The 13,875-nt window shown below is 51.4% G+C and carries 13 protein-coding genes; 6 read left to right on the forward strand and 7 right to left on the reverse strand.

Annotated features, from left to right (window positions below):
- The 6 genes from ACZCED_RS23515 to ACZCED_RS23540 form a co-directional block, all read right to left on the reverse strand.
- Nucleotides 1-566: NAD(P)-dependent oxidoreductase (locus tag ACZCED_RS23515; RefSeq protein WP_464861914.1), on the reverse strand; the 566-nt coding region annotated here is incomplete at its 3' end.
- 240 nt (nt 567-806) lie between these two features.
- Entirely contained in the window at nt 807-1,271 is a 465-nt protein-coding gene (locus ACZCED_RS23520; protein WP_464861915.1) for a tripartite tricarboxylate transporter TctB family protein, read from the reverse strand.
- Nucleotides 1,246-2,775: a tripartite tricarboxylate transporter permease gene (locus tag ACZCED_RS23525; RefSeq protein WP_464861916.1), complete on the reverse strand. Its 1,530-nt coding sequence runs from the start codon at nt 2,773-2,775 to the stop codon at nt 1,246-1,248. Before ACZCED_RS23525 ends, ACZCED_RS23520 begins: the two co-directional genes overlap by 26 nt.
- Nucleotides 2,776-2,878: 103 nt before the next feature.
- On the reverse strand, nt 2,879-3,832 hold the full coding sequence (locus ACZCED_RS23530; RefSeq protein WP_464861917.1) for a tripartite tricarboxylate transporter substrate binding protein: 954 nt from the start codon (nt 3,830-3,832) through the stop codon (nt 2,879-2,881).
- 111 nt (nt 3,833-3,943) lie between these two features.
- On the reverse strand, nt 3,944-5,104 hold the full coding sequence (locus tag ACZCED_RS23535; RefSeq protein WP_464861918.1) for a mandelate racemase/muconate lactonizing enzyme family protein: 1,161 nt from the start codon (nt 5,102-5,104) through the stop codon (nt 3,944-3,946).
- Between the two features lie 72 nt (nt 5,105-5,176).
- A complete protein-coding gene (locus ACZCED_RS23540) occupies nt 5,177-5,947 on the reverse strand; it encodes a GntR family transcriptional regulator (RefSeq protein WP_464861919.1) in 771 nt (256 codons plus the stop codon).
- Nucleotides 5,948-6,866: 919 nt separating this feature from the next.
- Between ACZCED_RS23540 and ACZCED_RS23545 the strand changes: the two genes are divergently transcribed.
- The 6 genes from ACZCED_RS23545 (at nt 6,867) to ACZCED_RS23570 (ending at nt 12,898) form a co-directional block, all read left to right on the forward strand.
- A complete protein-coding gene (locus tag ACZCED_RS23545) occupies nt 6,867-7,571 on the forward strand; it encodes a response regulator transcription factor (protein ID WP_462972025.1) in 705 nt (234 codons plus the stop codon).
- A 46-nt stretch (nt 7,572-7,617) separates the two neighbouring features.
- Nucleotides 7,618-8,904 (forward strand): sensor histidine kinase, encoded by a 1,287-nt coding sequence (locus ACZCED_RS23550; protein WP_462972024.1) that lies wholly within the window; start codon nt 7,618-7,620, stop codon nt 8,902-8,904.
- A 304-nt stretch (nt 8,905-9,208) separates the two neighbouring features.
- Nucleotides 9,209-9,610 carry a QcrA and Rieske domain-containing protein gene (locus ACZCED_RS23555; RefSeq protein ID WP_462972023.1) on the forward strand — a complete coding sequence of 134 codons (402 nt, stop codon included), beginning with the start codon at nt 9,209-9,211 and terminating at the stop codon, nt 9,608-9,610.
- Between the two features lie 44 nt (nt 9,611-9,654).
- The gene (locus ACZCED_RS23560) at nt 9,655-10,650 is read left to right on the forward strand and encodes an ethylbenzene dehydrogenase-related protein (protein ID WP_462972022.1); all 996 of its coding nucleotides are present in this window, start codon (nt 9,655-9,657) and stop codon (nt 10,648-10,650) included.
- Between the two features lie 79 nt (nt 10,651-10,729).
- Complete coding sequence (locus ACZCED_RS23565; protein WP_464861920.1) at nt 10,730-11,830, forward strand: cytochrome b N-terminal domain-containing protein; 1,101 nt, start codon at nt 10,730-10,732, stop codon at nt 11,828-11,830.
- A gap of 66 nt (nt 11,831-11,896) precedes the next feature.
- Entirely contained in the window at nt 11,897-12,898 is a 1,002-nt protein-coding gene (locus ACZCED_RS23570) for an ethylbenzene dehydrogenase-related protein (RefSeq protein ID WP_462972020.1), read from the forward strand.
- Nucleotides 12,899-13,479: 581 nt separating this feature from the next.
- Here ACZCED_RS23570 and ACZCED_RS23575 read toward each other — a convergent pair.
- A partial coding sequence (locus tag ACZCED_RS23575; RefSeq protein WP_464861921.1) for a DMT family transporter occupies nt 13,480-13,875 on the reverse strand: 396 nt, incomplete at its 5' end.

Consider the following 13,875-nt stretch of genomic DNA (forward strand, 5'->3'; position numbering starts at 1 on the left):
GTGTCCTGGCGTGCCACATCGTGCCATGCTGGATTGTCGGCGGGTACGTAAGGATCGTGGGCGGCGATGGACATGCCAAGAGGCCTGGCCCGATAGCTGGTTTCACGGGCAATCGCGCCAAAGCCGACCAGCCCGAGAACCTTGCCGCCGATTTCATGCCCCATGCAGCCGCTACGCGGCCACTGGCCCGCCAGGATGGCCGTCCGTTGGAAATAGGCGCCGCGCATCAACACCATCGCGCTGGTTATGACCCACTCCGCCACAGCGGCATCGTTGGCACCCGTGGCCGGGCAGACACGAACGTCCCGCTCGCGGCAGGCTGCAAGGTCGATGTTATCCAGCCCCACCCCCAGCCGACCGACGACCACTAGCCGGGGTGCGGCCTCCAACAGCAATCGGTCCACCTGGGTGCGGTTGCGCACCACCAAGGCGCGTGCGTCGCGCAGCAGACGAAGCAGCTGTGGGCGGTCATCGACAAGCTCGGGATCATACAAAACATCGTAATCGACAGCGGTGGCCTCAATGGCTTCGGCATCCATGAATTCCGTAACAACGATTTGAGGCATATTGGGAACCTCTCCTTCCTTTACTTAAATGGGATGGTGGTTGGCATCGGGTCACACACCCTGTTGGAAAAAGAATCGTGGAATCGACCCTCAGCCATGCCACAACCGGTGATCGGATTGGTCGGAGGGCCGTTTTCTGTTCCAACCGGCCACCGAGAGATTTTTTTTGCATCGCTCTTCATCGGTCCTACCGGAGGCAAAAAACGTTCATCCCAACCATCGTTTCTTTTCAACAAGACGTCAATTGAACCAAGAACCCTGTGGCAGCGGCACTTCCAGGACGTGCCTAAACAGAAAATAGAACAGCGCCACAACGCCTCCGCTGATTAGGGCTGTTACCACGATGTTGCGTTTGCTCAGAATGTCTTCCGACAAGTACAAGCTCAATGCCAAGAAAAAAAGATAGCTTGCCGGCAGAAATCCAATTCTGGGCATGAAAAAAAGATAGACCGCGAGGATGCCGATCCCGATGACGACGTTGTTGCGCTCGATGGTGGATTCAAAAAATCGCAATCGTTCAGGTTTAACCAATCCTTTGATGATCATGAGGGTCGCTAAGCTGACAATGATGATCAGCGTGTAGTTAACGAAAACACCCCCTAAAAAACTCAAATCGCGCGTCACCGAGTAGGCAATCCCGGCAATGATCAGCCCAATAACGCCGATAATCAGATCGGAATTAAGCATGCGACACCCCGCTTCCATCCCTCTTTTTCCGCCTAGATCGCCAGGTGGCGATAATCGGCCACATCGCTGACAACACGCTCATGGCGATGAGCACCATGGAAATCGGTTGTAGCAACATGTATTTCATGACACTGCCGGCGGCTCTACCAGCCAGCATCGACTGCACCAATCCTTCCTCGACAAAAGGACCGAGGATCAATCCCAAAACAATCGGTGCCGGATGGAATTTGAGCCGGTTGCTGACATAGCCGATTAGGCCGAAGAAAAACATGATCCAGACATCCAGCATATTGTTGCGAATGGCGTAGGAACCTAAGACGGTCATGAAAAGAATCGCCGGTGCCAAATAGCGCGATGGGATGTTAATGATGCGGGCAAAAAAGAACGACCCAAAGGAGCCGATGATCGTCACCAGGAAGGCGCCGACCAGCATACTCATGATAAAGGCATAAATCACCTGGGCATGCACGGTGAAAAGTTCGTGCCCAGGGCGCATCCCGTGCAACATTAAAGCGCCCAATATCACCGCCGCTGGCGGAGAGCCGGGGATGCCCAGGGTCAGCAAAGGGATCAGGGAGCCTGGCGCCATGGCGCTATTGGCCGCTTCAGAAGCGGCCACGCCTTTAATGGTACCCTTGCCGAATTTCTCGGGGTGCTTGTCCCACCGGATTGCTTCGTTGTAGGAAACCATGCTGGCGATGTTACCCCCCGCTCCAGGGGCAAATCCGATAATGGCCCCGATGGCAGACGATCGCAGCATCAGACCCGGCTTTTTGAGCAATGATTTAATGACCTCGACGATCACGCTGAGTTTGGGGGTTACTTTTTCGGAAGTGAACGCTTTGCGTCGTTGCCCGATGACACCTTGTAAAATTTCCGGCAAACAAAAAAATCCGATGAGGGCCACTATCAGTTCAACGCCCGCCTGAAGGGAGGAAAAACCGAACGTCAGCCGTACATCTCCTCCCAAGGGAGCAATGCCTACCGTGCTCAGCAGCATGCCGATGGCGCCGCCGAGAAATCCCTTGGCGATAAATCCAGAAGACAGGGTGGCAATGATCGTAAGGCCGAAAATACCCAGCCAGAAATACTCGGGTGGTCCAAAAGCCAGTGAAGCGGCCGCTAAGGGGGGGGCTGACGTTGCCAATAGAATGTTGGCTACCAGGGATCCATAGGAAGACGCGACCGCTGCGGCCACCAGGCCGTGTTGGCTCATGCCCTTCTGGGTCAGGGGAAACCCGTCGAACGTGGTGGCGATGGCGGCGGGCGTTCCCGGCGTGTTAATCAGCACAGCGGGAATTGCATCGCCATACATGGCACCAACGTAAATCCCGCCCAGCATGATCAGCCCGGCCGCCGGCGTCATTGTAAAGGTGAAGGGTACCAGTAACGCGAGCCCCATGGTTGCCGTCAATCCAGGTAGGGCGCCAAAAACGATGCCCATAAAGACCCCAATGACGAGAAAAATCAAATTGATCGGCAACAACACATGCAACAGACCGGATAGCGCGGCGTCTAGCATTGCCTGTCTCCTGTAACAGGCCGGGAGGAAGATGGCCCCTTTCTCCCATCCCGGCCGGTAATGACATCAGATCGAAGGTCGACCCCGATACGTTGACCTCCGGTTAATTTTTCTTGAACTCTTTGATCAGCGGTGTCAATTCGACGGTTTTCTGCTTGATGTATTCTTCGGATTCGGCCGCTCCCATCGCCACCGGCAGGAATCCATCACGCTCAAGCGCTTCGACGACTTCCGGTTTGTTAGCAATATCCAGACACGCCTTCTCCAAAACCTTACGAGCGTCTTCAGGAAAACCGGGCGGGCCGGCCATGCCGCGATCCACCGTGGCGGTCATGGGATATCCCACCTCGGTAAAGGTCGGTGTATCGGGAAAATGCTTGAAACGCTTTTTGGTGCCCATGGCTAAAACGGTGATTTTATCTGCATGCTGCACCAGATCGTTGGAGTTGCCCATGGTCGCCATCACATGACGGCCTAGAAAACCGGCTACGCTGGGAGCAGCACCTTTGTATGGTATCCATGTCATCTGAATACCGGCCAATTTGCAGAATTGAAGGAATGCCAGGTGCGGTCCGGACCAGGTGCCGGATCCGCCCACGGTGATGGCTCCGGGGTTCTTTTTGGCGTAGTCCACCAATTCTTCCACGGTTTGGTAGGGTGCATCCCTCATCACCGCCAAACCAATTGCCGTGGCCTGAAAAATGGCGATGGGCACCAGTTGCTCGGTAGTATAACCGGCATCCCCGCGGGTGGCCGGTTGAAGGATAATATGCGGCAAATTCATGCCGGCGACGAAATAACCGTCCGGTTTCTGTGTTACCAAGTCCGCCCAGCAGACCGATCCGCCGCCACCCGGCTTGTATTGAATAATAATCTTCTGTCCAAGCATCGCTTCAAGATACGGCTGCTGCCGCCGTGCTTCAAGGTCCGATTGCCCTCCGGGTGGAAAAGCGATGGAATAGGTGATAGGACGACTGGGATAACTCTCTCCCATGGCGGGTATACCGACCGCCAACACACAGGTCGAGACCAACGCTAAAATTAAAAACCGTCTCATTCTTTGCTCCTTTCCTCATGTTTGGTCGACATGTTCAACAAGGAGATAGACCATCGACCATTTGTTTATCCGCTCCCGGATTCTGCAGCCGGCCGCTTGCCAACGCAACGGCTATCTGAATCGGTGGGTTGCAACAAGATATGGCCGTGCCGCCGTTAAATCCGGCGACACCCCCAAGCCCGGTTCTTCGGGCATGACGAGTCGGCCATCAATTATGTCTGGATGCGGCATGGCTAAAAGCGAGCGCAACGGATTCGGATTGACGTCTACCTCGAGTAATCCGTCGCCTCCCGCAGCCGCTAAAAGGTGCGCCGATGCCATCAGTCCGATGCCGCCTCCCAGATAGTGCGGACAGTATCGTTTGCCGGCTTTAAGCGCGCAGCGGGCGACTTGCAGACACCCGCTAATGCCGCCCCATTTGCACACATCCGGTTGAAAGACACCTATGGGTCCTGCCGCAATCATGGCCGTAAAGGACTCCAGCCCGTAAATATTCTCCCCGGCAGCCAACGGTGCCCCAGCGGCGGATGAAAGCGACTCCCATTCCGCCATAGGGCGATCGGCGGGTAAGGGCTCTTCAATCCACTGTACCGGCCGATCGGCGATCAAGGAAGCAAAATGAATGGCTTGCGTCAAGGTCCAGGCCTGGTTGGCATCGATCATCAGCATCTCATCGTCGCGCAGTCCGTCGGCGACCTTCATGACATTGTGCCGATCCGAATCTTGACCGAAACCGACTTTTAGTTTGAAGGCGCGGTGACCCATTTCGCGGCATTGGGCAACGGTTTTTTCAGGCTCGTCCGGATTAATCCCGCTGGCATATACCGGCACCGTCGCGACGGTCTGGTCGCGAAATAGCTGGTAGAGGGGTTTGCCTCTTTTGCGCGCAACCAAATCCCATATGGCGATATCTATGCCGGCGATGGTCTGTGATAGGGGTCCGGTTTCACCGCACTGGATAGTTAGAATATGGGTTTTTTCCGACAGGAAAGGTAAAACTTGATTTGGGTCTATCGAGGCACGTGGGGACAGTAGAGGCATCAGCACCTCGATAAGCAGGCGCGCGCGGTGCTCGGCGCCACAGCTTGGGAAATTGCACCACACCTCGCCCCAGCCGACATCGCCGTCCTGGTCTTCCAATCGGATCAGCACGGACGGTCGATCGAACATCTTGCCGAAGGATGTACTCAACGGCTGGGCAATCGGTGCCCTGAACACATAAGCTTCCGCTCGGGACAGCGAAATGGCAAACGTTGGTTCGTCAGGCGTCATGGACCCCCACCAAAAACCGGGCATCTGCTACCCATAATGATGCTAATGATATCAAATGGACGACCGACCGTCTTACCTCAGATCGATATCCAACTTTACAAAATCCGCCCGATAAGCGATATCGGCCAGATATAGGATTTTTCTCTCCTTGCCGCGAATGATCCGCCGGACGTTCGCCACCGGTGATTCCAGAGAGATGCCCAGGGCGTTCGCATTTTCAATATCAGCGGTACCGATGGTCAAGATCTGGTGGGCCCGCTCGATTTCCAAGTGGGGCATGGCGTCCAGTACGGACAATACGGTACGATTGTCGAAGGCGCCCGAGTTTTGGCGGTAAATGGCGGTATCCAGATAAATATCGATAATACAGTAGGGTTTGTCGTCCTTTTGGTGCAATCGTTTCATGTAGTGGTAAGCGGGTGCAGGACGCCCCTCTTCGGTGGGCAGGGCCGGCAGGGGCGCGTCATCTTTTGAATCCAGCAAGGTGATGGTGGTTCCTTCGATCAGATTGATTATGGCTTCCCATCTGATCTTCAGATTGAGCCAGTGACGATCAACCGTTTTTTCGTTGACGAAGGTTCCCTTGCCCTGCTTGCGCCAGATCAGTCCCTCGTCTTCAAGCTTGGCCACCGCCTGACGGACGGTCGTGCGCGCCACCGAAAATTCGTGAGCTAATTCTTCAAGGCTTGGGATCCTGTCGCCCGGCGGCCATACGCCGACTTCAATTCGCCGCCGCATCACGCTGGCCAACTGGAGGAACAGGGGAACCGGACTGCGTATTAATGGATTGCTGGAATTGGAGCGGCCCATTGACCAAACTTTATTAAAGGTATGGTCTTTCATACCTTTAAACTAATTAATGATCAAGGATTAATCGGTCGAATTGAGTTTCTTACGTCTAAATACTTTTGTTTAAAATAATATTAAATATAAACAGTGAATTGGGGTCCAAGGTTGGTATAAGCATCACTCCGCTGGACTTCGGAGTTTAGTCGATAGGGAAGCGATCATGAAGGGCAGAAGATTCCATCTGCGCCTCACCAAAGCGGTTGGAACCACTTTTTAAGGCGATCATCCTTGAAAACCAGCACTTGCGCATCCGTTCCACCAGACGGATGGACACGGGTCCGGGCGCGTTGAATCTAACGGTGTCGAGACGGTTAACGGGAAGTACTTTGTAGGGTGTTGCCGAAATAATATCTCGTCGGCAGTGTAAAAATCTTCGGGAAGGATGGGCGTTTCACAAAAGGCCAAGTTCGAAATCTGGCCAGTTCTAAAATGCTCATGCGCGTAATAAAGGCCAAAACCCGTCCCACGGGGGGGGGTTAGGCTCGTACCGTATTTTTTTTCGAATGGGTCTTGTGGTAATCGATCCAGATTTTGGCTGCTTTTGAAAGATTCATGGCAGTCTTACTTGGGTTAAAAGGTTCACGATACGGATAGTACCCAAGGTAAGCGTATGATATCCATTTGAAAGATGCAAATTAGGCGTGATCCCTGATACTTAAATTCGATGGCAAGATACATGTAATTACCGCAATGCCGTTTTTCGTGCCTGCCGACCGGTGATAGTCTCGGTTGCCTGTTGCACTCGTTAAACATTGTGGGTTAATCTGATATCGTATCTCCAATTGGGTCCTCATTATCGCTGATATAGACTCGCAGTGTCGAATTTCATCAGTATCTCAGAATTTCTGGCACCCAAGCATGATTGAAAATTTCAACACAGTTTAACCTTTAGAATATTCGCTCTTACCCACAGATGGAAAATAAACATTCATATCGGGTCCTGATTGTTGAAGACGATTTGGACATCGCACAGAATATCGCTGACTATCTTGAGGAATCGGGGCATATAGTCGATTATGCGCAGGACGGCATCAGCGGGATGCATTTAGCTTTAACACGGGAGTTTGACGTAATCATCCTGGATGTGATGTTACCAGGAATGGACGGATTGAATTTTTGTAGCAAGCTACGTAAAGAAAGCAGCAAATCGACACCTGTCCTTATGTTGACCGCCCGCGATACGCTTAAAGACAAACTTGCTGGTTTCAACGCTGGAGCGGATGACTACCTAATCAAACCCTTTGCTCTGGAAGAACTGGCAGTCCGCCTGGAAGCGTTGACCCGAAGAAGGTTAGGCATACCAGGCAAACAGTTGCAAGTAGCGGACCTGGCTTTAAATATGGGCCAGATGGTGGTAACCCGGTCCGGCAAGCAGATCATATTGAACAAGGCCTGTTTTAAAATTTTGGTCCTTCTAATGCAGGCGTCCCCGAACGTCGTTTCAAGGCAGGACCTCGAATTTGCGCTATGGGGAGATATGCCCCCGGGTAGTGATGCACTGCGCAGCCATATTTACGCGCTTCGAAAAGCCGTCGACAAACCATTTGACATTCCCCTGTTAGAAACCGTTCATGGTATGGGTTACCGTTTGGTGGCGCCCGATGATATTCCGACATAGCATACGGCAACGCATCATATTGGCCTACGGCATATTCGGAGTTGTGTTGTCAATTGTATTCGGATGTGTGGTGTATGCCTCCCTGGATTACATTGACGACAACCTGGTGAATACAAGTTTGGTCCATGAGATGGATCGCCTTGGGAAGCGATATAACGAGAATGTAGATACGCTGATCCCTAATTCGCCCAACATTTTGGTCTTTCAGGGAACCGTTGCCATGCCTGCCTTTGCTCTTGAGTTGGTCGATGGTATTGGTGAAGGCATCCATGAGAGGTATTACGAGAAGGTGGAATACCACATTGCCGTAAAGTCTTTTCCCAATCGTATTGCCCCCCTGTATTTAATTTATGATGTCAGCGGCCTGGAGTTTATTGAATCGCGTAGACTGGAAGTAGGAGCGGTTCTCGCGGCCAGTTGCATTCTGGTTGTCGCAATAGGGGTATGGATAGGATTCTTGACCTCGCAACGAGTCATTGCCCCGGTGGCTTACCTGTCCGACCAAGTCGCTCGGTGGGGTCCGGGCAGCCTGCCCGCCGACCTGGCCGAAAAATTCTGCAAAGACGAAGTCGGGGTCCTGGCGCAGGCTTTGGAAGAGGCCTCGCGGCGCATCAAAGCATTTGTGCAGCGTGAGCAGGAGTTCACGCGTGACACAAGCCATGAACTTCGCTCACCGGTGACCGTTATCAAAGGCGCGGCTGAGTTGCTGAAACGCCGAACAAATGCAGGTGACGACCGGATCAGAAAACCCCTGCTTCGCATCGAACGGGCGGTCACAAATATGGAGCATATCATTGAAAACCTGTTGTGGTTGGCCAGGGAAGAGAACCATGAGTTTAGAGAGACCTGCGCAGCCGCCGCTGTAATCCGGGAGTCCATCGAGCAGCTTGAGCAGGTCATGTCCAACAAGCCCGTCTCGGTCATCATCAATCAGAAAGCCGATCCGGTACTTCAAGCCCCGGCGCCGATCTTCCGGATAACCTTTGTCAATCTCATTCAAAACGCCTTTCGACATACTACCCATGGCCAGATCAAAATCGAAATTCTTGATGATCGTATCGTCATTGCAGATTCCGGAGAGGGGATCGATGACTGCGATGTTGACAAACTCACCGCGCCTCATGTCCGGGGGAAAACCAGTACGGGATTCGGCCTCGGACTGACAATTGTCGAAAGGCTGTGCAGCCGGTTCGGATGGCGTTTTGAACTGGACAGTGAAATGGGATGTGGCACGACGGCGACGCTGATTTTCGATACGGCACCTCCCTATGTTCCCGCCGACGCAACAAATGCAGCCGGTTGTGAAAAATTGCCTCAGAAGACTCCGCAATAATAGTGGATTGCCATCCAAACAGGCTGCAGCTACCCATAGCAATATATCTCCCATTCGATTTCACCTATTTTTGATATCGATTTCACGTTTTTTTCATTCGCTCTGCGGTAAGAGTAAAAACATAGGGTTGAAAAGGCACTTACGCGGGCCAGCTTCCCTCTGATTCTATCCCCTGGTCGGCTCTTTCCAAATAAATGGAGACGGCATGACTTCCCCAGCGAAAGATAAAGATTCTGGCATGCGGCCTGGTTGCAGCCGCAGACAGTTCATCCTCACGACGGGCCTGGCTTGTGGTGCCGCCTTGATGACCGCAGTCCCCCTGGCATCCTATGTTGTCGCCCCTTCACTAAAAAAAGGAACCGGGAAATGGGTCGACTTTGGTGAGGTTAAGGATCTCGAGCCGGATACTTTCTCCATGCTTTCCTACGAGTTTATGGTCAAGGACGGCTGGCTGGTCCTGCCTCAGCGGGGTTTCGTTTGGGCCAGACCCGATACCGACAATCGCATCAAAGTTTTTTCATCCACCTGCACGCATCTGGCCTGCAACGTGATCTGGCAGGAGGAGTCCCGTACTTTTGAATGCCCCTGCCATTCCGGACGGTTCGATTCTGGGGGCAACCCTATTAGCGGTCCGCCGGATAGGCCCCTGACGATTCTTGAAAACAAGATCGATGCGGAAAACCTGTTGGTATTTTTAAGTTTTTAGCCCGCTCACCACCTATCATTCACTGTTAATTAAGGAGGATGAACATGCAGACCTATTTCAATTCTCGAATTTTAATAATCACTTGCCTATTGGTAATAACCAGCGTGATGCTGTTTGTCCCACCAGAAGCCGATAGTGAATCCAAACAGATGTTGAAAGCGGCCAAAGTGAAAGCCGCTCCGTCAGCGGTGGATGATCCGATCTGGGCAGATGCTAAAGCCATGATCGTTTCATTCGAGGGAAAAGAAAAGTTTGCCGGCCAAAAGGCCAGTGTGACCACCAGGGCTGTATACACGGATGACCACATTTTCTTTTTGTTCAAGTGGAAAGATCCGACGCTGAGTGTCACCAAGGGGGCCTGGCGGTATGATGGGCAGAAATGGGATCATCAAAGTGGCAATGAAGACCGCATTTCGCTGCTTTTTGAAATCAATCGCATTAATAATTTTGCAACCAAGGGTTGTGCCGTGGTTTGCCACATTCCGGAAGGTGAAACCAATGCCAAAAACGGCAAGTTCGGCACCACATCAGCTGCTGAAAAAGGCGATCTCTGGCATTGGAAAGCTGCCCGATCCGATCCGGCCGGCTATGCAGACGACACCTACCTCACTCAGATCAGCGCCGAAAAGGGTGGCCGTAAGAATGATGCCGGCAAGGGGGGCGACACCAAAAATATGACAGAGGACAAGTCCAAACCCCGTTTTATGACGGCCCCGGGAAAAATGCCTGGGAAAAACGGCGTGCTTCTGACGGCGCATAGCGTTGAAATCACCGATTACGCGGCATTCAAGACCGGGGATACCTTGACCTATCGGATGCCCAACACCCATGCCGGTTCCCGCGCCGATATCAAGGCTGATAGCCGTTATGCCGATGGGGGATGGACCGTCATGCTGGCACGTCGGTTGGATACCGGAAATGATGATGACGTAGCGTTCAATCCACGTAAAAAATATAACTTCGCCATGGCACTTTTTGATGATTCCGGTGACGAAGACTCCTACGATTCAGAGGTGCTGACGCTGCAATTTGAGCGCTAACTGAGAACCTCAACAGAACGCAAAACCCTGTGGATCCAACCAGCTGTAAGGCGGCTGCCAAGGCAGTCGCCTGTCTCGAATGAATAATCATGAAAGCTGTCAAATGGATAAATTGCATCCTGGATTGACACAAGAGCTACTGAAAGCATTATACCTCGAGGGCTTGGTCCGTTGGTTCTGTGAAATAAAGGTGTCCCCTTGGGCGCTGACCTGGCGGCATTTTCTCGGTACGGTAGCATTATTACTGCTCGTCCTGCTATTTCTATCCGGGGCTTTCATGGCCTTTTACTATACACCATCGCCGGGAGCGGCTTACGATAGTGTCGACTTCGCAGTTTTTAACCTTCCCTTCGGAGAAGTTATCAAAGGTATACACCACTACGCCTGGAACCTGTTGTTGATCGTGGTGGGGCTTCATCTGGCCCGAACCTTTGTAAGGGGTACCTACAAAGCGCCCCGGCAGGGAGTCTGGATATCCGGGGTTATCCTTTTTCTCTTCTTGCCGATGTTCATCATAACCGGTGATCTGCTGCCATGGGACCAGAAAGGGTATTGGTCCACCCAAGTGAGACTGAGCATCATTGCTTCCGTTCCGGTTGTGGGGGACATCATGACGAGGTTGCTGCAGGGAGGTGCGTTGACCGGTATCGTGGCGCTGACCCGGTTTTACGTGCTTCACATCATCTTCATGCCGGTGCTACTACTCATTTTGTTGGTAATTCATTTTCACTTTATCCTGCATCTGGGGCTTGCAGAACCGCTAAAACCAAATGATACCCTACCGGCAAGAAAGTCTTTTTTCCCTATCGTTGTAAACCGTGCATTGTTACTGTTCTTGCTCACCACGCTGGCTCTGGGACTGGTATCTTGGTATTGGCCACCACCCTTTGGGGATCCGGCCGATCCCACTGACACGAGTTATATTCCAAAGCCTGAATGGTGGGTCTTATTCCTGAATCAGCTAGTCAGTATTTTCAGCGGCTCCTTGAGTGTGGTCGGCACGGTTATCATTCCAGGCGGCCTGGCTGCGCTGCTGGTACTGCTACCCTTTATGGACCGATCGCCTGAACGTCGTCCAGCCAAGCGTGTCAAGGTCATGATTATAGCCAGCGTAATCATTCTCATACTGACCTGGCTTTCCGTGATCGGGTATCGTGCACATTTCTTAACTGCCCATTGACGGGCTGGAGAATGCCGAACCGATTTTATTTCTGTTTTGACATCACCGACAATGTCGAGGGCGGACATGCAAAAAAAGCTGATATTCATTACCATGGTGCTTTTCTTTATCGTGATTGTATATCTGGACGCCAATCGGAGCGTCCCTGCTGAAATGCGAACCCTGACTGTGGTGGCGGAGTATACGGACCGAGCACCTGCGACCCTTGACGATTCAATCTGGGAAAAGGCCCGTTCCGTGCCAGTACCAGTGCAGGGACGTGAAGATCTGTCCGGTCGGCAGGAGTCGGTCTGGACCCGGGTACTGTACACCAAAGAGGAAATCTATTTGCTGTTTAAATGGCACGATGCGACTCGCAGCGTCACTAAACAATCTTGGCAATTTGACGGTAGAAAGTGGCGTCATCTGGAAGGAAACGAAGATCGTCTGGCGTTGCTCTTCGAAATTACCCGCATCGATAAGTTCGCTACACGAGGGTGCGCGATTACCTGTCATAGTCCTGCTGACGTACCACGCGAGGAGTGGAAATTTGCCACCAAAACACCGGTGGAAAAAGGGGACTTATGGCACTGGAAATCCGCCCGCTCAGATCCATACAATTATGCAGACGACGCTTGGTTGACCGTGGCCGGAAACCCCAGTGGTTCTTATCGCGAAACGGGTCGGCGAAAGGATTCCGGCCGTGGTGGTGATGTTAAAAACCAGACCCAAGATGGAAACGCTCCGCTATATAACTTCAATCCGGAATCACCCCCTCGAGTCCCGGGGTTTCTACTCTTTGAGGAGGCCATCCAAATCAAAGACGGCCTCGATTTCAAACCTGGAGATCGTATTCCCTATCGCCTGCCTGTCAAACCGTCGGGTTCACGCGCTGACGTAGGGGCAGTCAGCCGGTACTCAGATAATGGTTGGACTTTGATGCTTCACCGCAAGATGAACACCGGACATGATGATGACATCGCCTTTGATCCCCATAAAAGATACAGTTTTGCCATGGCGGTTTTTGATGACTCTGGAAGCGACCACTCCAAAGCGACCAAAGCGTTGACACTGGCATTCAGCCGGTAACCAGAAAATTTCCTCCAGTCTTTGGTGAGACCTCAAGCCTTTCACTACGACCATTATTCCAATACTGTGTAACATTCTGATAGGCCTGGATTGCCAGATACAATCCTCGCCGGTCTTTTTGTAGGGAGATCAATTCATGAAAAATGATTGATTCAACAATAGCCACATCGTACCAAATAATCTTTTGGACTACAGGTTGCTGCTATCTATTTGTTATTTCATTCTAAATTGACACAACACAATATCTTGTGGTGATCGAAGATCAACCAGAATTCCATTTTTTGGCAAGAAACATGGAATTCGCGCAGTGCTGTTTTTCGTGTGATAGACGAATCTATAGTTTAACGAGGCTACCATCTCTCCTCTAAATTACTGATTGTCGATAATAATTCTGAATGCATTGCTCAATTGAAATCAGTAATTTGTTAAATATGGGCGATTGGTATTAGCTTGTCATTGACATTTCTCTTGGTTGCTATCCATTTTATCTTAATTATTCGTGGGGAATTTGTACCAAATGTTTAGTGGAACCTGGTGTTGACAGTTTTTTTTCAAGTCTGCCTATTCAATTGCTTTTTCCATTATAGATGCTGGTAATTTTTTGACATTTTTTTAAATACCATGGAGAACTTAAAACTGGTAATAAATATGCCTACAAACACAAAGATTATTCCGGTCAAATGGTAGTGCATCAATTTTTCATCCAGAAAAAGAACCGCCAGAATTGTGCTGAACACCGGCATGAGATGAATAAAAGGCCCAGCCTTATTGGCTCCCAGTTTTTTTATGGCCCCATTCCAGAAGAGGAATGCAAGCACCGAGGCAAAGAGGGCAACATAGCCGATGGTCATCACACTGGAAAATGTTATAGGAAATGTCTTTCCCAAGGCAATGTCATGGAGAAAAAAGGGAACCAGAGCGAGTATTCCCACAATATTGATGCTGGCTAGATAGGATATCTGTTGTAACTCCTTGGG

The organism is Desulfosarcina sp. (assembly GCF_055467485.1).

What these genes read in the sequence shown, in the direction of transcription:
- ACZCED_RS23535 (WP_464861918.1), bottom strand. Translation starts at nt 5,104, where the DNA reads ATGACGCCTGACGAACCAACGTTTGCCATTTCGCTGTCCCGAGCGGAA.
- ACZCED_RS23540 (WP_464861919.1), bottom strand. Translation starts at nt 5,947, where the DNA reads ATGAAAGACCATACCTTTAATAAAGTTTGGTCAATGGGCCGCTCCAAT.
- ACZCED_RS23560 (WP_462972022.1), top strand. Translation starts at nt 9,655, where the DNA reads ATGCAGACCTATTTCAATTCTCGAATTTTAATAATCACTTGCCTATTG.
- ACZCED_RS23525 (WP_464861916.1), bottom strand. Translation starts at nt 2,775, where the DNA reads ATGCTAGACGCCGCGCTATCCGGTCTGTTGCATGTGTTGTTGCCGATC.
- ACZCED_RS23530 (WP_464861917.1), bottom strand. Translation starts at nt 3,832, where the DNA reads ATGAGACGGTTTTTAATTTTAGCGTTGGTCTCGACCTGTGTGTTGGCG.
- ACZCED_RS23545 (WP_462972025.1), top strand. Translation starts at nt 6,867, where the DNA reads ATGGAAAATAAACATTCATATCGGGTCCTGATTGTTGAAGACGATTTG.
- ACZCED_RS23555 (WP_462972023.1), top strand. Translation starts at nt 9,209, where the DNA reads ATGACCGCAGTCCCCCTGGCATCCTATGTTGTCGCCCCTTCACTAAAA.
- ACZCED_RS23570 (WP_462972020.1), top strand. Translation starts at nt 11,897, where the DNA reads ATGCAAAAAAAGCTGATATTCATTACCATGGTGCTTTTCTTTATCGTG.
- ACZCED_RS23565 (WP_464861920.1), top strand. Translation starts at nt 10,730, where the DNA reads ATGAATAATCATGAAAGCTGTCAAATGGATAAATTGCATCCTGGATTG.
- ACZCED_RS23520 (WP_464861915.1), bottom strand. Translation starts at nt 1,271, where the DNA reads ATGGAAGCGGGGTGTCGCATGCTTAATTCCGATCTGATTATCGGCGTT.